This window comes from Alteribacillus sp. YIM 98480 (assembly GCF_009765375.1).
Classification (GTDB): Bacteria; Bacillota; Bacilli; order Bacillales; family Marinococcaceae; genus Alteribacillus.
In genome coordinates this window covers 238,671-260,283 of record NZ_VTOK01000003.1, presented here as the reverse complement: position 1 = coordinate 260,283, position 21,613 = coordinate 238,671, and the positions used below count along the sequence as shown (strand labels likewise).

Sequence of the window (21,613 nt, the reverse complement as noted above, 5' to 3'; positions counted from 1 at the left end):
TTATTTACATAATATAAAGAAAATTATGAAAAATAATTGACTTCTTTTTTAGGGTGTAGTATTATCAAAACATGAACAATCGTAGCAGAAATGAACAAATGACCAGGGTAGAGTATCTAGAAAGTGTTGTTAGAATGTACTATGTTTTAGGGTTAACTCAAAACCAAATTGCAAATCAATTAGGAGTTAGCCGTTCATCAGTAGCAAGGTTATTAGAGGAAGCTAAAAAAAGGGGGGTTATTAGATTTCGAATAAATACAACAATGGAGGATTTTAGAAGTCCATCTATTGAAAAAAAATTCCTCGAAAATTTTGCATTAAAAGATTGTGTGGTATTTGATCTCGAAAAAGAAATAGGGAACACATTTGAGTATTTAACATGCTCGTATTTAAATTCAATACTGCCATTAGAAGGATCAGTAGGGATAGGTTTTGGACATACGTTACGTTCAGTTGGGAAAAGTTTAAATTTTTTTGAACCAAGACCTAACTTAAAGTTTGTTCAATTAACTGGTGGCACTGGAGTAGATGAATCAATAATACCAACATCTTCAAATGTTCAAGTTTTTAGTCAGGCACTTGGCAGTCAATCAATATTTTTTCCAGCACCTACAATTGTAGGAAATCCTGAATTAAAATCTTTACTTTTAAAAGATTCTTCAATAAGCGCAGTAGTAAGTGCGATTCGTCAGGTATCAATGGCATTGGTAGGAATAGGACATACCGGTCATACGAATTCAGTTCTTTCCACGTATTTTCCAAAAGATTTTTTAAATCAAATCCCTATGAAAGATTCTGTAGGAAATATTTTAGTTCATTCCTATGATATTAATGGTAGACGAACACAACAAGATATTTCTAAATATTTAGTTGGAATTGAATTGGAAGCATTTAGACAAATTTCATTGAGAGTCGGAATAGCAACTGGTGAAGACAAAATTGATGCCATTTTAGGTGCTCTTCGCGGAAATTTTGCAAACATACTGATTACTGATAAACAAACTTCAATTGAGGTTCTTAATAAACATTCGGGGGGAAATATATGAATTACAATATTGTAGATACTGTTACGAAGAAAAATGAAAATATTTTAGTAGTTGCAATGGATCACACCCTTTACTTTGGAAAGCAGGCAGGCCTTGAAAATACCAAAGATGTAATAAAGAGTCTTGTAGATAAAGATGTTGATGGCTTTATTTCTAGTCCTGCTATTACTAGACAATGCCTAGAGGATCCAAGCATACCAACAACTAAATACATTTCTAGAGCAGACTATTATTTATCTAAAAATTCTGTCCCTTATGGTTTTGATCAGGAAGAGTATTGTGTAATAACGTCTGCACAAGCATTAAAAGATATTGGAGCAGATGCTGCTATTATTAGCCTAGTTTTTGGTTATAGTAATTCAGCTGCTCAGATCAAGAATATTTCTTCTGTTGCTAAATTCGCTGAAGATTGTTCTAAAGTAAATCTTCCATTAATTGTAGAAACAGTAATGTGGGGCAATCGAGTAGATAAGTCTGAAGAAAGAGATGTAGAAAATATTGCATCAATTGTAAAAACAGGTGCTGAACTCGGTGCAAGTATGATTAAAGCTCCTTATTTTGGTACTCCTGAAGAGTATTCAATGGTTGTTAGGGAATCCCCAGTACCATTAGGGATTTTAGGTGGACCACGTATAGAAAATGACGATGAAGTTGTTCAGTTAACGAAGAGTGGTTTAGAGTCTGGAGCTAAAGGAGTCTTTTTTGGACGTAATATTTGGCAAGCTCAAAATCCAGGTCAAATGGTTGAAAAGCTAGTAAACGTATTAAAATAGCGGCAATAAATTTTTTGCTAAGTACAGGTTACATTAATTTGTAAGCGTTTTCTTTTGGTTGTGAAATTTTATTCTCAAAATAAACAGGAACAGGGTAGTGCCACTTTTGAAAAAGTGAGGGAGAATAATGAAATTTATATATAAGATAAATACTGTCTTATTAATTACGGTTTTGTTGGCTCTTATGACAATCATTGTAGCTTGTACACAAGAAACCAGTAATGAGCAATCTAGTTCAGACAATACTATGGATGATGCAAGTAAACCTTTTGCTGGTCAAGAAATTGATGTTTTGTTACAAAGGTCTGGTGACACAGAATATTTGATGGATAATACAGATGAATTTACAGAAGAGACGGGGATAGAAGTTAACTACACTCCAATCGCCTATGAAGAAATTCAAGAGAGAACGCTTTTATCACTATCGTCCAACTCAGGTGAATTTGATGTAGTTAACCCTTTTACTGAAATGATACCAGCTCTACAACACTCCGGTTGGATTGAAGATTTAAATAAAATCCCAGAGGAGTATAATGTGGAACCGATTGATTTAGATCAATTTATGCAAAATTATCAAGATTATTATACCTTTAATGGTGAAACGCAATTTGTATTATTTCAACCTGATACACGAGTACTTTATTATAATAAAACATTGCTAGAAGAAGCAGGCATAGATCCACCTACAACATGGGAAGAACTTGAAGAAGCTGCTGAAGCATTGACTGATCCTGATGAAGGGGTTTATGGATATGCAACTTCAACCGCACAAGGGCCATGGACTGTATTAACATGGTTACCGGTACTTTATTCAATGGGAGAGAATGTATTAGGACCTGATAATCTTCCGATGTTAGATAGTGAAGCAGCTCTAGAAGCAACGGAATTCTATACTAATATGGTTCACAACTATTCACCTCCACAAGGCGTGTCCATGGATGTGTTTGAGATAGAACCATTGCTGAGAGATGGAACGATAGCTATGGCGACAATTGCATCTATAGTAAATGATCCAAACATTGGTATGATGAGTTACCCATTATATGATGAGTCCACGGATAGAACTGGCTCTGGGACTACAGGTGGATGGGGATTTGGTATAGTGAAAGATTCTGATGTTAAAGGTGCGGCTTATGAATGGCTAAGATGGGCTACTTCAAAGGAAACTATGAAAGAAGCTGCATTAGCTGGTAGGCTTAGTCCTGGAAGAATGGATATTTATGAGGAACCTGATTTCCAGGAGGCTAATCCGAATTGGGAAGCTCAAATGGAAGCATTATCAACATCTAAAATGTATTTTCCACTACCTGTTGAACCAGAAGCACAAGAAATTCTGGGTACTGAACTTAGTAGAATAGTCACAGAAGAAACAACTCCAGAGGAAGGCCTTGATACTGCACAGGAGGAGATTTTAGAACTAATAAAAGGTGGGGGTTACTATAGCGAATGAAAATGATAAAAATTAAGGCGGGGGAGTTAGCTCCCCCTTCCATAAAATCGAAAACTGCTAATAGCTTTATTAGGAACAACTGGCGTCCAATAGCATTAATTTCTCCAACTATTATTTATTTAATGTTAATTACTCTTTTTCCTATTATTAATACTGTGGATCTCAGTTTTCAAAATGTTTATTTAACTCAGCAGTTTAAGCCTATCGAGTATATTGGTTTAAAAAACTATAGTGAATTTCTATCATCAAGAGAAGCGCATGATGCAATGATAAAAACCTTAATTTATTTATCAGGTATTATCATTCAAGTTATTTTAGGGGTTGCGTTAGCTGTACTTATGAATCATTACACTTCTCATATTAAAGGAATTGGGGTTTACAGAGTTTTATTATCTTTACCTATTTTCGTAACTCCTTTTGTGTCAGGAATATTATGGAGATACATGTTTGGTTATGAATTTGGATTAATTTATCACATTGGTAGTTTCTTAGGTTTAGAAAATATTCTTTGGTTACAGTCAAGTAGTTTAGTAATGCTAACAGTAGTAATTGTTGACATTTGGCAGTGGACCCCATTTATATTTTTTATTGTATATGCTGGTTTACAAGGATTGCCCAAGGAACCTTATGAGGCTGCTTATGTTGATGGAGCCTCACACTGGAAGACTTTCCGCTACCTAACCCTCCCGATGGCACTACCAATTATCACATTAGCAGCAATGTTAAGGTTTATCTTATCATTCCAAGCTTTTGATACTATATGGGCAATGACTCAAGGGGGGCCAGCTAATGGTTCTCAAATATTACCTGTTTATTTATTTAAGGCTGCGTTTTCAACTTTTAATACAAGTTATGCCTCTGCAATAGCTGTATTAATATTAGTTTTCATTATTATTATTGGTCAATCCATCGGGAAGTTATTAAGTAAGGAAGTAAATAGGCAAGGATAGTGATTATAGTGGAAAATGTGAAAAAAAGGTCAGTAATTACTGGATATATTTTAATAACAACCGTTACTTTCTTGTTTTTAGGACCAATACTTTGGGCGCTGATTTCTTCTTTTAAACCAAAAGACTTATTATACACTCCAAGTTTAATATTTACACCAACCATTGCTAATTATCAAGAAGCAATTTCCTCAATAAATTTTTTTTCACACTTGACAAATAGTTTAATAATTTCTGTTTCTACTGTATTGATATGTTTAATATTGGGTCTACCTGCAGCTTATGGTTTTGTCAGGTTTAAGTTTAAAATGAAAAATTCATTGCTATTTTGGATACTTTCTATACAGATGTTACCACCGATTGCAGCTGTAATAGCGTTGTATGACTTATTTTTGAGTACAAACCTTCTAGGCACGCATCTTGCTGTTGTAATCGCCAGTTCAATTTTTAATTTGCCTTTAACGGTTTGGATGATGAGATCTTTTTTTCAAGAAGTACCATTAACTTTAGAAGAATCAGCAATGATTGATGGTTGTACTAGAATCCAAGCATTTTTTAAAATTACACTTCCACTTGTAGGTACGGGGATTGCTACAACTTCTATTTTTGTATTCCTATTTTCTTGGAATGCTTACTTGATACCACTAGTTTTAACAAATAGAACCACTCAAACATTACCAGTTGCTATTACTGGATTTGTATCAGATTCAGGTGTGATGTGGGATCAATTATTACCGGCCTCTATGCTAACAGTATTACCCTTGGTAATATTAGCGATTTTTATTCAAAAATATATTGTTAGAGGAATTTCTTTTGGAGCGGTTAAATAAAATGGAGAGGTGAAATATGGAAAATATTATGATAATAGGGGATCTTTTTATCCCTAATAATACAATTTATTCAGTAGTCAAGAAAGAGTATCCTCATTCGAATATTGTGTATTATAACTGGGATCTCGAATCAGAAGCGGAACTAACAAAAATTAATATACATGTCGAAAAAAATGGACCAAATAATTTATTAAAATCTGAAAAAATAGTTGAATTAGGAAACTTACACCAGATTGATCTTATGATAATACATTTTTATCCAATCAGCAATGAAATAATAAATAATATTCCATCTTTAAAGTATATAGGTATATTACGTGCAGGAACAGAGAATATTGACCAACAATCTTGCGAAAAAAACAATATTAAAATTATTAATACTCCAGGGAGAAATGCGAATGCAGTTGCAGAATTCACATTAGGAATGGTGTTATCTGAGATGAGGAATATTGCAAGGGCACACAAATCATTATTACAAAATAATTGGACAAAAGATTTTCCAATATCTCTTCCACGGGAATTACGTGATTGTACAATAGGAATTATTGGATATGGTAATATTGGAAGATTGGTTGCCAAAAAATTCAAATTACTGGGTAGTCATGTCATTATTCACGATCCTTTTTTACCTAATCAGGTAATAACATCAGATGGTTTTGAATGTGTCTCAGATGAATATATTTTGGAAAATTCAGATGTTGTTTCAATACATTTACGCTTATCTGATAAGACCTATCATTATTTATCAAAAAAGCGGTTAAGTAAACTAAAACAAAACACTTATTTAATAAATGTTTCAAGAGCTGAATTAGTCGATGAATTATTTTTAGTTGAATTATTAAAATCTAATAAAATTGCAGGTGCTGCTCTCGATGTATTTTCACAAGAACCACTAGCGGAAGATCATCCTATATGTTCTGTACCTAATGCTACTTTAACCTCTCATTTAGCTGGGACTACAAGTTCAGCTTTTACTAACTCAGTAAATTTATTAATAAATAATATTAAAGAAACTATTTTAGAAAAACATTAGCGAAATTTAACCTAGCAATTTTTAAATAGGAAGGAGGATTAAATTGTTAATAGGCATTGACATAGGATTAACAATGATTAAGGTAGCGGTATTTTCCTTAGGTGGGAAAAAGATAGCTCTTGAGGAAAAAAGATCCTCAATAGTTTATTCGGAAGACGGCTTTGTTGAAAAAGATATGGAAGAACTCTGGAAAGCTCTTAGTTCATTAATAAAAGAAACATTATACAAACATGATATTTCTGTCACAGAAATAAAAGGGATTGGTTTGAGTGCATATGGTGATGGAGTTATTACTTTGGATAAAGATAAAAATATAATTGGATTAGGTATTACATCAATAGATACGCGCTCAAAACACACGTGGGGTTCATTACTTTCAAAGTCACAACATCAGGAGTTATTTAAAATAATTAGACAAAAGCCGTTTTTAGGGACTCCCTTACCTATCCTTCATTGGATTTACACCCATGATAAACAAAGATGGGAAAAAACAGAGTTTGTAATTTTTGCAAAAGATTACATTCGTTATAAATTAACTGGTGAAATATTTTTAGAAATTACGGATGCTAGTGCTGGTCTTATTAATCTAAACACTAGAACAAGGGATCTAAGTATTGAAGAAACATTAAGTATTAATCATCTTACTGAGAAAATACCTGATGTTGTTACATCTGATCAAGTAGTTGGAGAAGTGAATAAAGAAGCAGAGACAGACACGGGGTTCAAAGAAGGAACCCCTGTTGTGGCAGGTTTGCATGATGTCGCAAGTACAGTGATTGGGTCTGGTTGTATTAATCATAGTGACACTCTAATCATATTAGGAACATGGGGGATTACTGTTATGTCTAGTAATAGTCCCCAAGATCATGCAGAAGGTGACTGGATGTTAAGATGCTTGCCGAAAAATAACCGATGGCTGATGTTACAAGCTTCTCCCTCTGCAGGATCAAATATTGATTGGTTCGTTAAAACATTAAAACAAATAAATACAGATAATAATAACATCCATAAAGTGTTAAATACATTAATAAAAGATACACTCCCAGGAGCAAAGGGGTTACGGTATTTACCATATTTGCATGGACAAAAATTCTCAAATCAAACTTTAAATGCTTTATTTTATGGAATTACCTTTGAACACGAGCTTAAACATTTTTATCGAGCAATACTTGAAGGTATATTGGTTGATAGAATTAAGGTATTGGCCCAATTTGAAAAAAGCATTGATTCGTCTCCTTCAATGCTTACAATTCAAGGAGGAGGATCCAAAAATAATACATGGATGCAAATGTTTGCTGATGCTACTAATAAAACGATAAGAGTTTTACAATCTTCACAGGCAGGTGTAAGAGGTGCTGCAATTCTTGCTGGAGTAGGAGTTGGTTTGTTTAATAGCATTGGAGAAGGGGTAGAAATTATTAAAGACAAGGAAATATTCTACAACCCTAACATTCAAAATTTTGAAGAATATAAAGAAATACAAGAAAGCTATCAAGAACTAATTAATTCGCTTGTTTAAAAGGGATAATTACTCAAAACGTAAATCACAAAAGGTATTTGGGAGAATTAAATTTTTGCAGGGGATGAATCGAAAGAGAAGTAAACACATGCTAAAGACTCTAAAATCTTCAATTATAAAAAACTGTTGTGGATAATCTGAACTGACCTAGAAACATGAGACAAGAAACAACAACTAGGCTGCCATGCTCCTGAATTTAACGGGGGTATGGTAGTTTAATTTCTTAAAAGGTCGCATGTAGTTGTAATAATAGTTAGGTACGTTTCCACTTTTTCTAGTACAATAGAATTTGCAAGGTGCACTCATTCTTGAGTGCTGAATTCTTCCGTCTTTAGCGAGGAGTGGAAGGATTCAATGACGACATTTTTTCACCGTAAGGTAAGTATGTGATGTCGTCCGTTACCCACTTTTGGTTAGGACCTTCTGCTAAAAAATTTTGTTCTAGTAGGTTTGGGACAACGTGATTCCCTTCTTTAGCGATATATGTTTTGCGTTTAGGTTTTACCCTGCATTGCACACTGAACTTCTGCATGATTTTCTGGACGGTATTTCGATTTACTTTGATATGATGGTCTTTCTTGAGAAGGCCCTTCACCATTCGATGTCCTACTCGGTACTCCAGGCTCTTTACAAATGGTTAAACCTAATTGTTCTAATGGTGTGAGATCCCACGATTTATTTTTCCAGCGATAATAAGTGGATCTAGGAACATGTAAACTTTCACAGATTGATGTAATCGAATATTTCATTTTAAATATTTCTACGAGTTCGATGAATGCTTCTGGGACCACTTCCTTTCGATTTTCTGGAACTTCCCAAGAGTTCTTCTCTTATTTCATATAAGATACTTTCTTTTTCAGTTGTTCCACTTCGCTGACTTCCTCGGGCCCTTTTCCGTATGAATACTGCTTACCAATAGGCTTTGGGAGTCTTTGCTCTTCACCATTTCGAAACCACTTCATCCAAGTTTTTATTTGTGTTTTGTTTTTTATACCTAAGCGCTCCAATAATTCTTTATTCGTGTACTCTCCTGTCAGCTTTAATCTTATAACTTCTCTCTTTATTTCTTCTGGATAGAAATTCTTTTTCCTGTGTCTCATTTCAAGTAGGTCACTCTAAACCATCACAGTAGATTTTTTTATGATTCTATCCTCATTATAGGTTATAAAACATTTTCTATGGAAAGTGGATCGGTTGTTGGTGTGACTCCAATTGAAAGGGTATAAAAGAAAAAAGCCGAAATCCTACTTTACTTAAATTGAGTGAATTGTATAAAGTTGATGTTCGTTTGCTTTGTATAGTTACTGTATTATTAGGTTTTTGACCATTCGAGTGAAAACCTGTCCGGTATTAACCAATATCTAGCCTTTAAGTTGGAATTGATTTATTTTTAAAAACGATCAAAAACAAATTATTGATTTAATAGTCTTACCACGTGCATTAAGAGTAGATCCAGCAATCTTCCATTTGACTACCCTGCAATAAAAGAATAAAGTGAAATCGATCTTTTTAATATGAATTATTTTTATGATTTGCAGCACAGTATATAACGACCGCCATTTTTATCCATCTAAACATATACAAAAAAACCAAAACAGAAAGGATTTTTAAAGATTTGGATAAGAAAAAAACAACAGATAGACGAAATCCAGAAACGGAAAAAGTTAATATTCAAGAAATGGGATCTCAAAATACCAATCCTGTCGAAGAAGACTACAGCTTGCAAAATGATACATTTGCTCCAGGAGAGAATCGTTATTTAAATGAATACCCTGACACAGAAGAGGAAGATACAAACACAGAGGAGCGAGCGTTTTCTGAGGAACTCTCTGATGGAGGAGAACGAGATGAGATTGCCAATAGGCAAAAGGATAGATATTCCGGCGGCTTATAAAAGTTGTGAGCATGTGATGGTTAATAAGCGAAACCGAGTATAAAAAAGCACGAAACACATTTGGGAACAGCAGATTCTATCTATGCACAGTACAATAACGATAAGATCATTACGGAAAAGTCCCTCAAAGTAGATAGGAATTATCCAACTCTGAGGGACTTATCATTGATGCGGGATGTTTTTGTAGACTCTTTATTCAGGGCCAATAATAAAGTCATTCCAATAATACAAGCTGTACCAATCAATTGAAGAATGCCAAAAGGTTCGTTTAACCAAAGGACCGTTGTTAAAACAGCTGAGAGAGGCTCTAAGCTGCCTAGCAGACTTGTTTCTTTAGGAGAAAGACTTTGTAAGCTTTCAATATAGAACCAAAAGGCAATCATCGTACCGAAAATGATGACAAAAACGAGGTAGACATAGGATTGTGCCGTGAAATTTGTAAAATCTATTTGCCAAGGGGATTGGATCATACTTAATGCAAAGCCGCCAATAACCATAGCCCAGCCTACAACAACAAGGGAATCGTATTGCTTCAGCAAAGGAACCGCATATAACGTGTAAAAGGCTAACGCAAGACCTGATAATACACCCCATACAATGGCGGGAATCGGAACAGACAGTTGTGAGATAGAGCCGTTTGTTAACAAGAAAAAGCAGCCAACTAAAGCAAGCGAAACAGTTATTACATCTTGACGTGTTAATACAGTTTTTTTGCGTAAAAGTAAATAAATAATAATCATAACAGGGGCCAAATATTGTAATAACGTTGCCACCGCAGCATTACCCTGGTTAATGGATGCCATATATGTATATTGGACCCCAAGCATGCCTAGTAATCCGAAGATAACTAGCTGTACAGCTGTCCTTCTATTTTTCCAAACATCAAGTATAGAAGAAAGGTCTTTTCTAAAATATTGTACGACTAAAAGTAGCAGGCCGGCTATGAGCAAGCGAATGGTGACAAGCCAATTTACATCAATGGCGTGTTGATGAAAGAGTTTTTGGGAAACGGTACCGCCAACACCCCAAAATATCGCTCCGGTAATAACAAGGAATAATCCTGTATTTTTAGAAGGTCTATCCAACATTGATGTCCACCTCATCATTTATGATAGTGTTATCATAAATGAAAATTTGCCTCAGTCCTAGCTAAATTGTAAAATTTTTAATGAACCAAAGCTTAAAACTACAGCCGGGTCAACAAATGCTTTCAAAAGCCCCCGGCGAAAGTTTACATCATGAACAGAATAAATCTGTTATTCAACGATTTATTCAAGCTTTTCAAATGCAAAACGCGGAAAAATTACTGATCTTATTTCCGGCATAGAATCGGCCGCACAGCAGCTTTTACTTTACTGTCGTCATCTAAATAAAGAATGACATTAGTATTTGCCTTTTTACATGGAATTTTGATTTAGAAATGAAAAACGTGATCGGTTAGCCAGCGGTTGTTAATTACGCGAATGGGGCGGTTCATAGCCTTATTGGTGTATATCATTAATCAGTAAGTAAAAGAAATTTATATAACTTTAAATCCTGATAAGCTGTCTTAAATTTTTTAAAGAAAAGAGGAATGAAAATGAAGTATACCTTTGAGACGGAAGAAGAAAGGGAACAAGTTGAGCTTTCTGATCTCTATCAAGAAAATCCTCTCCTTTTCATATTATTAAGACACACCGGCTGACCCTGCACCCGTCATTTTCTCGCGCAGTTGCGTGAGCATGCAGACACGATTCAACAAAACGGAGTATCCATTGCTGCTGTCATCCCAGCGGACACAAAACAATTAAAGGAGTTTATAAGCGTTTATGGGCCGTATCCTTTTCAAATATTAGGCGATCCAACCTTACAATCTTATAAAGATCTATCCCTTAAACGTCTATCTATAAAAAGAGCTCTAACCATGATTACCCAGTACCTTATGTCGGATAAGATCCGCGAAATTTTCCCTAAAGATAAACATCAAAAGAGAATAGTGAAAAAAGCTATGTTTCATCAGGATGTCCATCAGTTGGGGGCCACTTGGCTTATTGAAACGACAGGAGAAATACTTTGGCAGCATATAGACACGGATCCCCCCGACCATGCTGATATGAATGAAATACTTTCAGTGATAGAAAGAATAAGGTTTATGCAAACGAAACAATGATACTCCATACCGGTTATTTCTATAGTTTCGTAGGTAATGATGAGTTTTTGGGGCACCACACACTAGGAAGAAAAGCATGACATTGGACTTATGGTACGTTATTTTGGTGAAATCCTGAGAAAATGGGAGGCGTGCGGAAATTGAATCCGTTATTTGCTGCAAACGGGGCGAAATCCATCCTCAAACAAAGGATCAGATATCCGCGAAACCTTCCATTACCCCTTTTTCAAGCTATTTAGCAGAAATCGCTGGACAAAGAACACTTCTAGGTGATAATGGATTTTAGTAACTAGAACAATATAGCTTTTAGTGCTTTCTTCTTCGGCTAGTAAATCTATAAAAACGGCTAGTATTTTCGTATGAACGGCGAGAAAAAGCTTAAAGTTGTCGAGTAAATGCGTCTATTCGGCGAGTATTACCAATTAAATGGGAAAAAAAGCATGCTGTGGATGCCCCTCCTGAAACGTTTGATACATACTCCAAATGAGAAAAGAACTGTACATTGCCCCACGCAGTAGGGTTCACATATGCAAGTCTGTGCTATATCTGTTTGCACTCCAGATTATCTAAGAAACGATAGAAAAACTAAACATTAAAAATGATTCATCAAATGGCAGGCCAGCTGAATTTTTAAAATGTCTTCGGGGTTATTAAGGTCAAGGTTTAGTCTTTTTTCGATTTTTTTGAGGCGCTGGTATAAGGTATTAATATGGATATGCAATTTTTCTGCCGATAACTTAGCGTTTCTGTTCGATTCCATGTAAACCATAAGTGTTTTTTTCAAGTCCAAGTCATTGGATTTAAGCGGCTCAAAAATTTCATCTACAAATCTATTCATTTCTTCAGAGGATTGATCCAAAAATAAACGATTAACCCCAATATCCTCATAATGGATAATGCCTCTTTTTTTTCTTTTAGTAATATAGGAAAGTGCTTTGTTTGCTTCATCATAGCTTTTATTTATATTTTCCATTCCTTTATACAGCCTGCCAATCCCAACAGATAAGTGATGAGAGTTTCTCTGATTATATTCTTTCACGGTATTCGTAATAATTGACGTCACCTTCTGCATGTCTGTGTCTCTTTGCATTGCTGCCATTAAATTGATTTTGTTGTGAAATCCGAACACTAAGTAGTCAAAAGATGTAAGCTGACTTTTTAAGCTTGAAACTAATTGGTGAATGTTAGCTTCAAGTAGCTCCAGGTCACTAATGTTCTTTAACTCCAATACGGTCACAAATAAACAGGATGAAAGGTCAATTCCGAAGTCTTTGCCTTTTTCCGTAAGAGATTCAGGATCCTTATGTTCGAGGAGTTCATTGAAAAATTCATGTGTTTTTTTATATTGTATTTCAGTTAACGTTTGTTTTTTTACAAGTTCCAAAGCGAGAGCTGAGGCCCCTTGTTCTATGGTAACGTGCTCCAGCCGGGAAAGCGGTTTTGAAATCAATACAACCAAACAACCGAGAAAAACAGCTCTGTTTATGATTGGATACAAATAAAAGTCTTTACCATTGCCTCCAGACATATAAACAGGTTCTCGTTTTTTAGAAAAAATTTCTGCAATCGTTTCACGCTTAAAAGGTTGAAAATGGCTAGATCGTTTTGGATAGTAAATATTTTCAAGTACATCAACAAAGTAAAGCGCTGTGCCCATCATTCGATTTAATTCTAAAACAATGGGATGAATTCCTTTATTTTGAAGCGATAGCCGGGTTAAGGTTTTATGGGTTTCATTGCCTTTTAAAAGAACTTGGTTTTTTTCTTTTAGTTTTTCGCTTAACACGGTAACTTCGCTCAAGTTTTTCTTTAAGTCCGTATAAAGCTGTGCATTTCTAATAGCGATAGCAGCTTGGTCTGCAAACCCCTGCAATAAGTGAGCTGAATCTGCAGTTAGGCTTCCTTCCTTATAAAGGTGTATGGTCATCACCCCGATTTGTTTATCCCCAATGGAAACAGGTACACAAATAAGAGCTTTGGCTGTTCTGTTCTCTACAGCACGATGAATGTGAAATGCGTTCTCATCGGATACATTGCTCATGTCTTTATAGATATCATCAACTGAGTAATAAATTTTAGAACTTCCCTCTTTAAAAACCTTGCCCGTAATGGACTCTCCGACTTTTGTTTTAAAAAAATTAATACTTTTATTAAAACCGGCAGAAGCTTTTGGAATTAAACGATCTTGAGCAGGATCATACAATTGCAGAAAAGCGGCGTCTCCATTTGGAAACACCATAAGGGCATTTTTTATAATATTCGACAATACCTTATCTACATCAAGGGAGGAGGTAATAGAGTGGATGCCATCAATCAATTGGTTAAGTTCTTTGTCTTTTGTTTCAATGAGCTCCTGCAAAAAAGCAAGATAAAACAGAAGATAGAATTGGTCTAAGTCCGTTGTGCTGAAAATGGAGTGCTGCTGAAACAAACAGATAATAACTTGATACTCTTCTTGATAGAAAAAAGACAGATACAGTTTATTGTCATCACTATACGTTTTATAGCCTTCTTCATATTTGTTTAAATCAGGTACGAAAGGAGGGGGAGAGAGTGGGATTTCCCCTTTCTTATATAATAGATTCTGCGTTTTGTTTTTAGGTATTCTTATCCAAATTTGATAGTTGGTATTTTCTAGTTTTTTATGTAATATTGGTTGAACTGATTTAAGTATTTCCATTCTTTCAAACCACCTTAAATGTAAATATATACACTTAGTATCATTATATTATAGAATTTCCTACATTGAAATAATATTCTGATGTTTCTAAAATTTTAAACAAAGGTAATGAAAACATTTATAAAAAACAAAAAAGGAGTGAAAGGTTATGGACCAAGTTTTGCAAGCAGCAAATAGTCTTCCATTATGGATCATTGCTATTGTTGTTGTAACTATTCCTATACTGCAAGCGGTTATATTTTCTCGTTTTGCAGCTAAAACGGCACCGGCAGTAGGCATGACTCGCTCAGAGGTGAAAAGTGCTTTTCGTACAGGTCTTATTAGCAGTATAGGTCCTTCTTTAGGTATTCTGATTATTGCAGTATCGCTTTTAACGATTCTCGGTGGACCCATCACCCTTATGAGAATTGGCATAATGGGTTCGGCTGCTTACGAGTTAACAGCAGCCAATATCGGGGCGAAGGCTTTTGGAGTGACACTTGGAGGAGAAGGTTTTGATGTAACAGGGTTTACTGTTGCAGTGTGGACGATGTGTATCGGTGGATTAGGCTGGTTATTGGTAGCAGCGCTATTTACTAAACCTCTAGGTAAGGTACAGAAAAAAGTGACCAAACGAAACACAAAGATTGCGACTATTGTTTCGTCAGCAGCATTGGTGGGGGCATTCGGCTTTTTTGCCGCCGAACATGCTGTTGCAGGAACAGTGTCATTATTTGTGACAGCTGCTTCTGCCTTAACAATGATAATCATGATGATTGCTGCCAAAAAGTTTCAAATGAATTGGATGCGGGAGTGGTCTCTTGGTGCAGCGTTGGTAATAGGGATGAGCGCAGGTTATATAGCAACAATTATATAAGAAAGAGAGGTTTGTAAGATATGAAAGAAGAACTAGAGCAGCACCAAGTTTCCTCAGTTGGACCATTGGAGGAGGATACCAGTTTAAATGAGGACGTGGTGTTTGAAAGGGAATTTCATAATAAAGTTCATTTATGGGGAAGAATTACTCTTTGGATGGTGATTGCTGCAACAATTATTGCCCCCCTGTACCTTTCATTTGTCTATGGTTTTCACCCGGGGTGGACCCCGATTATTGCAGGTGTAATAGGGGTGACAGCAGCATTCGGCGTTTTTTGGGTGCTAGAACCAGTTACTTATTTCCCGCTATTAGGGGTATCGGGAACCTATATGGCATTTCTGGTAGGGAATATTTCAAATATGTGTCTTCCTTGTTCTGCCGCAGCACAAACGTCCATTGATGCCAAACCTGGATCTAAAAAAGCTGAATTAGCGGCAACACTAGGAATATCTGCTGCTGCTATTGTTCATATCATTGTTTTAATCCCAATTATTTTTGCGGGATATTACCTGGTATCCATTCTCCCAGAAGGGATGAAAACAGCATTTGATTTTATACTTCCAGCAACATTTGGCGCAATTTTTGCTCAATTTTCTATGAAAGTCCCCATATATGGAGCAATTGCTTTGACGCTGGGTATTATTTTACACACTCTTACGCCAATTGGTTATTACGGTATTTTAATAACAGTCATTGGAACGACCTTCATTGCCTATTATTTGGATAAATGGAAACATTTGAGAAAGGTTTAACTTTTTTAAGACTTCTAAAGGACAAGCCGAATATTTTTAATAAACAAGGGGGAGGAACCATGTTTGAGAAATTATTTACAAAACTTGAAGAGTTGCAGCCTGAACTAGTCAGATTTAGACGAGATCTCCACATGTATCCAGAATTATCATTTTGTGAGGAAAATACACCAAAAAAGATTGCCGGATTTTTAAGAGAGATTGGCCTAGAGGTGAAAACCAATGTTGGCGGCAGAGGAGTAGTAGCTGTGTTACGGGGAGGACAACCCGGAAAGACTGTTGCGCTTAGAGCGGATTTTGACGCTCTTCCAATCCAGGATGAAAAGGACGTCGTTTACAAATCGCGTGTACCCGGGGTAATGCATGCCTGTGGGCACGACATTCATTCCGCTGCTTTGCTAGGTGTGGCTAAAATATTAAGTGAAGAAAAAGAAAAGATTACGGGGAATGTCGTCTTCATCCATCAATTCGCTGAAGAGAAACTCCCGGGAGGAGCTAAATCAATGATAAAGGATGGCTGCTTGGACGATGTGGATGTCATTTACGGTGCGCATGTTATGTCGAATTTACCAATAGGGCAGGTTGGCGTCAGAGAAGGTTATGCGATGGCTGCCTATGATAAGTTTGAAATAGACATTTTTGGAAAAGGCGGGCATGCAGGTATGCCTCAGCTTGGTATTGACCCAGTTGTAACGGGAAGCCAGTTAGTAAACAATTTGCAGCAAATCGTAGCAAGAAGAGTGGATCCCATGAAACCAGCAGTCATCACAGTAGGCTCTATTAATAGTGGACAAGTTTATAATGTGATTCCCGATACGGCGAAAATAACGGGTACTGCACGTACGATCGATGAAGATACAAGACGGCTAGTTGAAGAAGCAATTGGCCAAATGACAAAAGCAGCCTGTGAAGGTGCAGGAGCATCTTTCCATTATGCCTACACGAGAGGATACCCCGCACTTTGGAATCATTCGAAAGAGGCTAAACGGTTAGAAGAACTAGCTAAAAAAATCGTAGCACCTGACGATGTCAAACAGGTGCCTATGGTGATGGGAAGTGAAGATTTTGCTTATTATGTTCAAGAAGTACCGGGGACGTTTTTCGTGGTCGGCGGGAAGAATCCAGAAATAGACGCCGTTTATCCGCACCATCATCCAAAATTTGATGTGGATGAACGTTCAATGTATTTGATAGGAAAGCTATTCATATCAGCTGTATTGGAATATCTTTCTGAGAGTACTATTACGCCAGAAAAAATATATTAAAGGAGCTATGTCGGTATGAAAGATAGAATAAAAGGATACTTAAGAGATTTAACCGGTTTGGTTGGTGTGTCTGGGTCAGAACAGCCAGTTGTTCAGTATTTATATAAACAGCTTTATTCGGTTGCAGATGAGATAAAAATAGACAACAGCGGTAATGTGATTGCCATGAAAAACGGGACAGAACCGGGGCCGAAGTTAATGGTCTCTGCACATTCAGATGAAGTGGGCTTTATTGTCAAAAATATATTAAAAGATGGATTTATTGCACTTGATAAGATTGGCGGAACTCCGGATACATTGCTGCAAGGCAGAAAAGTATGGATCACTGACAAAAAAATTCCTGGCATCATCGGGGTAAAGGCAGGGCATATGCAATCCCCTGAAGAAATGAAACGTGTTAAAACCATTCATGAATGCTACGTGGACGTAGGCGCTTCTTCTAAACAAGAGGTTGAAAATATGGGTATTAATATTGGGGATTCTGTCGTTTTTCAAAGTGATTTTATGGAAATGCATGATAAAGATCTCATCTGTACTAAATCCATTGATAACCGGATAAATTGTGCGGTTATTATAGAATTGTTCCATCACCTGAAAAATGCAGACTTTGCCGGAACGCTGTACGGTGTTATTACGGTCCGGGAGGAGGTTGGACTACAAGGAGCAGAAATGGTTGGGAACTCATTAAAACCTGATTATGCGATTGTACTCGATACGATTCCTGCCGGGGACGTGCCAGATATTGACACGGACAAATCGCTCCCTGTTTATATTGGAAAAGGTCCTGCTTGTCCTGTTTCAGATGGTGTTGTGGGGACGGCGTTTACCCATATTCATCCTAAAGTAAGAGAAATGATCGAAGAACAATCTGAAAGGATGAATGTTCCTTTGCAGCTGCTGACATTGAATGGACAGGGTTACACTACAGATGCGGCGAAACTGTCGTTAATGAATGGAGGAGTACCGATAGGAATTGTCGCTACGCCAAGAAGGTATTCTCATTCCCCGGTAGAGCTTTTAAACATCAATGATGCTCTGGGTGTGCTAGAAATTGTAAAAGGAATCGTCATTCAAAACGGGAAAAAAGATTTACGTTTTATAGATATTCCCTCATCTATAACAACGTAATGAAGATGTTAAACATATGGTGAAAATACTAGATGGACGGGGCTATCACATAAGTCGGATCGGCTACATTTTTTAATTAACTTCAGCTGAAATACACGTAGACTCCAGCGGGAAAAGCAACAGCTGAAGATCCCGCAGTGAGCGGTCTTTGCTCACGAGGAAGCTGAAGCGTTGCCCGCGGAAAGCGAAGTGTATTTCAGCTGAAAAAACCTTTTGGGACAGCCCCGTCCCTTATTAGAGGGGTACATACAATGACAAGCAAGCATTTTTAGCATGGCTTAAGAAACGGACCAAACAAAAAATGTTTCATTTGTAAATAAATCTCTATTGCTTCTTCGTATTAATTTTGCTATAATCGTTTCATAGCTAATGATTCTGACAATAATGAGGTGACCATCGTTCATTCGTTTAATCATGATAGTGAATTGCTTCCAGAAGAATTAGATACGATAAATCTTTTAACGAAAATGCCTATAGAGTCTTTAGATTTAGAAGCTATTGCGGTTGTTACTAATATTTATCGTATTGCGCAAGGACTAAGAAATAAAATGGAGCGCGAGGTGCTTTCTGACTATGGTTTATCATGGACATCGTTTTCGATCCTTTATGACTTATGGGTGTGGAAAACGGTTGAAACAAAACAATTAGCAGAGCTGTCAGCCGTAACCAAAGCAACCGTAAGTAATATAACGAAAACATTAGAAAAAAAAGAACTTTGCCAGCGAAGGACAGATAATCGAGACAGGCGGATTACGTATCTTTCGATCACGGAACAAGGCAGGGAAGTCATGCAGAAATTATATCCGCGATTTCATCAAGGAGAAGTCGAAATCGCAAGCAGTTTAAGAAAAGAAGAAAAAAAACAGATATCAGGGCTGCTGAGACGAGTGATTAAAGAAAATAAGTTCTGATATTGAGTATACAAATGCATAGAACAAAATCAATGATAGGAACCCAGTAATAGACTATCTCCCTTTTCCAGAGAGTCGGTGGGTGGTGTGAACCGGCATAAAGATAGCTATGAATTACCTCCTTGAGATTTCTTTGTGAACGGGTAGTAACAAAGAACGGTTGAGCCGTTAATCAAATGAGTGGAAGAATAGGACCTATTCTTCAATAAGGGTGGTACCACGTACAAAAATAGCCACGTCCCTTCAACGGGGGCGTGGTTTTTATATTTTTATTTGGAGGAATGAAAATGAGTACAGTTATGGAACAGTTAACCGAAGAGCAGGTAAGAGAGGTAAAAAGACAAGTAGATATTTACACCCAAGGAGCACAAGAGATTATACCGGCGGAAGAGTTAGCAAATAAAGTGGCAAAGTCTGTGTCGGAAAAAATTCCCTTGAAAATAAAGCTAGGGTTAGATCCTTCTGCTCCAGATGTGCACATTGGGCACACGGTTGTACTTCATAAAATTAGGCAATTTCAAGAAAACGGCCACACCATTCAATTAATTATCGGCGATTTTACAGGTAAAATCGGAGACCCTACAGGAAAGTCTATCGCTAGAAAACAACTAACAGATGACGAAGTGAAGCAAAATGCCAAGACATACTTTGAGCAATTTGGAAAAGTGATAGATATGGAGAAAGTAGAGCTTCATTTCAATTCTAAATGGCTGAATCCCTTACATTTTGAAGATGTTATTAATTTGGCTGGAAAGGTAACCGTTGCGAGGCTTCTTGAACGAGATGATTTTGAAGAGCGTATTGCATTTGGAAAACCTATTTCCCTGCACGAATTTTTCTACCCAGTTATGCAGGGATATGATTCGGTTATATTAAATAGTGATATTGAACTCGGCGGAACCGACCAGCATTTTAATATCCTAATGGGAAGACATTTTCAAGAGAGATACGAGAAAGAACGGCAAGCAGCTATATTAATGCCTTTGCTAGAAGGGCTTGACGGTATAGAAAAAATGTCTAAATCAAAGAAAAACTACATTGGAATAGATGAAAGTCCCAATGAAATGTATGGAAAAGCTATGTCTATTCCAGACGAGTTACTCATCAAGTACCTAGAACTGGTTACGGATTTATCGCCTGATCAAGTGAAAATGATAAAACACGAATTGGATGCAGGTGAGCTTCATCCAAGAGATGCAAAGATGTTTTTAGGGAAAACGATTGTCAGGATGTACCATAGTGAAAAAGCAGCGGAACAAGCAGAACAGCATTTTATTTCCGTTTTTCAAAAAGGAAGAGTACCAAATGACATACCAGCGTTTGAATGGGATGGGGATAAGGAAGTGTCTATTCTCGATCTGCTTGTAGATCTAAATCTGCTAAAATCTAAAAGTGAAGCCCGCCGAATGATCGAAAATAGAGGTGTTAAAGTGGATGGAAAGAGAATAGAAGACACGAAACGAAACATCGTTCTAACCAATGACTTAATTGTGCAAGTAGGGAAAAGGAAATTCGTTAAAATAAAGATGAATGTCTCAAATACCTTTGAATAAAAATGCCGGCCGTGAATAGATACATTTTACGGCCGGTTAAAACCATTTTCCTACCGATTGTACATTTTGAATTTAAGGTACAGCAACATTAACATACAAACATAGAACGATTATAATAAAGGAACCAGTATACAATTTTTGTACATAATCTTGTATAACTGGGATGATATTATACCTCACTAGAATAAGTAATTTATACGTCTAGTTCCCCTTCTGTGTTTCCTCTGTACGCATGTCGATGAGGTGTATCTCCATCCACGGAAGTGACCCCTTCAAAGTAATGAAAATGTCCCCCTCCAGGAATTCGGACAGCAGGTCCCGTTATACCTCTAATTTCATGTCTATGTCCTGCATCAACAGATGTAATGGTCATGTATTCGTGCTTATGCTCTACACCACTAGGAGCAGGTTCTGTTGTTCCGACGTATTCATGACGATGATCAACGTTGACAGAGGTCACTCCAGCAAATTCATGGACATGAAGAGGACGTCTATTCCATGACGTCAGATAAAGTTGATGTGTATGCATGCCATCTGAATCGAATGAATACATGAAACCTGCGACAGGTATTTCCATTTTCATCATCCTTTCTAAAGGTGTCATTCTATACCTATGCAGAAAGGATCTAAACATTCAAAACAGGATTAAGACTCTCGTTCATGTAACGGTCTTTAACAGGTAAGGTTATTCAAACGATATACAAAAGTAAACGTGCGTTCGAAATTAACGAACTGTTTTATTCATTACATCTTCATAACATTACCTGTTGTTTTGTTGACAAGCCAAATCCTATGGAAATATTATGAAAGGGTACTTGCTGCTTATGGAA

The 21,613-nt window shown here is 36.6% G+C and carries 18 protein-coding genes, 1 pseudogene and 1 other annotated feature; of the genes and pseudogenes, 15 read left to right on the top strand and 4 right to left on the bottom strand.

Annotated features, from left to right (window positions below):
- Window positions 1–71 precede the first annotated feature (71 nt).
- From FZF09_RS05970 to FZF09_RS05940, 7 genes are all read left to right on the top strand, one after another.
- Window positions 72–1,046 carry a sugar-binding transcriptional regulator gene (locus FZF09_RS05970; RefSeq protein ID WP_233269410.1) on the top strand — a complete coding sequence of 325 codons (975 nt, stop codon included), beginning with the start codon at window positions 72–74 and terminating at the stop codon, window positions 1,044–1,046.
- Window positions 1,043–1,819, top strand: a complete 777-nt coding sequence (locus FZF09_RS05965; protein ID WP_158735655.1) for a class I fructose-bisphosphate aldolase — start codon at window positions 1,043–1,045, stop codon at window positions 1,817–1,819. Before FZF09_RS05970 ends, FZF09_RS05965 begins: the two co-directional genes overlap by 4 nt.
- 127 nt (window positions 1,820–1,946) lie before the next feature.
- Window positions 1,947–3,269 (top strand): ABC transporter substrate-binding protein, encoded by a 1,323-nt coding sequence (locus FZF09_RS05960; RefSeq protein ID WP_158735654.1) that lies wholly within the window; start codon window positions 1,947–1,949, stop codon window positions 3,267–3,269.
- Window positions 3,266–4,219 (top strand): carbohydrate ABC transporter permease, encoded by a 954-nt coding sequence (locus FZF09_RS05955; RefSeq protein WP_158735653.1) that lies wholly within the window; start codon window positions 3,266–3,268, stop codon window positions 4,217–4,219. Before FZF09_RS05960 ends, FZF09_RS05955 begins: the two co-directional genes overlap by 4 nt.
- An 8-nt stretch (window positions 4,220–4,227) precedes the next feature.
- Complete coding sequence (locus tag FZF09_RS05950; protein WP_158735652.1) at window positions 4,228–5,046, top strand: carbohydrate ABC transporter permease; 819 nt, start codon at window positions 4,228–4,230, stop codon at window positions 5,044–5,046.
- Between the two features lie 16 nt (window positions 5,047–5,062).
- Complete coding sequence (locus FZF09_RS05945) at window positions 5,063–6,079, top strand: NAD(P)-dependent oxidoreductase (protein WP_158735651.1); 1,017 nt, start codon at window positions 5,063–5,065, stop codon at window positions 6,077–6,079.
- Between the two features lie 43 nt (window positions 6,080–6,122).
- The gene (locus FZF09_RS05940; RefSeq protein ID WP_158735650.1) at window positions 6,123–7,598 is read left to right on the top strand and encodes an FGGY-family carbohydrate kinase; all 1,476 of its coding nucleotides are present in this window, start codon (window positions 6,123–6,125) and stop codon (window positions 7,596–7,598) included.
- Between the two features lie 174 nt (window positions 7,599–7,772).
- Here the strand turns inward: FZF09_RS05940 and FZF09_RS05935 are convergent.
- A pseudogene (locus tag FZF09_RS05935) lies at window positions 7,773–8,698 on the bottom strand (IS3 family transposase).
- A 515-nt stretch (window positions 8,699–9,213) separates the two neighbouring features.
- On the opposite strand from FZF09_RS05935, the gene FZF09_RS05930 reads away from it, so the two are divergent.
- Window positions 9,214–9,492 (top strand): hypothetical protein, encoded by a 279-nt coding sequence (locus tag FZF09_RS05930; RefSeq protein ID WP_158735649.1) that lies wholly within the window; start codon window positions 9,214–9,216, stop codon window positions 9,490–9,492.
- 140 nt (window positions 9,493–9,632) lie between these two features.
- On the opposite strand, the gene FZF09_RS05925 is transcribed toward FZF09_RS05930, so the two are convergent.
- Window positions 9,633–10,580 carry a DMT family transporter gene (locus FZF09_RS05925; protein WP_370514427.1) on the bottom strand — a complete coding sequence of 316 codons (948 nt, stop codon included), beginning with the start codon at window positions 10,578–10,580 and terminating at the stop codon, window positions 9,633–9,635.
- Window positions 10,581–11,203: 623 nt separating this feature from the next.
- Here FZF09_RS05925 and FZF09_RS05920 point away from each other — a divergent pair.
- Entirely contained in the window at window positions 11,204–11,641 is a 438-nt protein-coding gene (locus FZF09_RS05920) for an AhpC/TSA family protein (protein ID WP_158735648.1), read from the top strand.
- A 592-nt stretch (window positions 11,642–12,233) separates the two neighbouring features.
- Here FZF09_RS05920 and FZF09_RS05915 read toward each other — a convergent pair.
- Entirely contained in the window at window positions 12,234–14,321 is a 2,088-nt protein-coding gene (locus FZF09_RS05915; protein WP_158735647.1) for a helix-turn-helix domain-containing protein, read from the bottom strand.
- 148 nt (window positions 14,322–14,469) lie between these two features.
- Here FZF09_RS05915 and FZF09_RS05910 point away from each other — a divergent pair, with 148 nt between their 5' ends.
- The 6 genes from FZF09_RS05910 (at window position 14,470) to tyrS (ending at window position 20,783) form a co-directional block, all read left to right on the top strand.
- A complete protein-coding gene (locus FZF09_RS05910; RefSeq protein ID WP_158735646.1) occupies window positions 14,470–15,177 on the top strand; it encodes a DUF5058 family protein in 708 nt (235 codons plus the stop codon).
- Window positions 15,178–15,197: 20 nt separating this feature from the next.
- Window positions 15,198–15,929 carry a small-conductance mechanosensitive channel gene (locus FZF09_RS05905; protein ID WP_233269409.1) on the top strand — a complete coding sequence of 244 codons (732 nt, stop codon included), beginning with the start codon at window positions 15,198–15,200 and terminating at the stop codon, window positions 15,927–15,929.
- Between the two features lie 59 nt (window positions 15,930–15,988).
- The gene (locus tag FZF09_RS05900; protein WP_158735645.1) at window positions 15,989–17,191 is read left to right on the top strand and encodes a M20 metallopeptidase family protein; all 1,203 of its coding nucleotides are present in this window, start codon (window positions 15,989–15,991) and stop codon (window positions 17,189–17,191) included.
- 15 nt (window positions 17,192–17,206) lie between these two features.
- Window positions 17,207–18,319 (top strand): M42 family metallopeptidase, encoded by a 1,113-nt coding sequence (locus FZF09_RS05895; RefSeq protein ID WP_158735644.1) that lies wholly within the window; start codon window positions 17,207–17,209, stop codon window positions 18,317–18,319.
- A gap of 395 nt (window positions 18,320–18,714) precedes the next feature.
- Complete coding sequence (locus FZF09_RS05890; protein ID WP_304503055.1) at window positions 18,715–19,230, top strand: MarR family transcriptional regulator; 516 nt, start codon at window positions 18,715–18,717, stop codon at window positions 19,228–19,230.
- A gap of 23 nt (window positions 19,231–19,253) precedes the next feature.
- Window positions 19,254–19,476: a binding site (T-box leader), on the top strand.
- A gap of 41 nt (window positions 19,477–19,517) precedes the next feature.
- On the top strand, window positions 19,518–20,783 hold the full coding sequence (gene tyrS, locus FZF09_RS05885) for a tyrosine--tRNA ligase (protein WP_158735643.1): 1,266 nt from the start codon (window positions 19,518–19,520) through the stop codon (window positions 20,781–20,783).
- Window positions 20,784–20,976: 193 nt separating this feature from the next.
- On the opposite strand, the gene FZF09_RS05880 is transcribed toward tyrS, so the two are convergent.
- Window positions 20,977–21,360: a YmaF family protein gene (locus FZF09_RS05880; RefSeq protein ID WP_158735642.1), complete on the bottom strand. Its 384-nt coding sequence runs from the start codon at window positions 21,358–21,360 to the stop codon at window positions 20,977–20,979.
- Window positions 21,361–21,613: the final 253 nt, after the last annotated feature.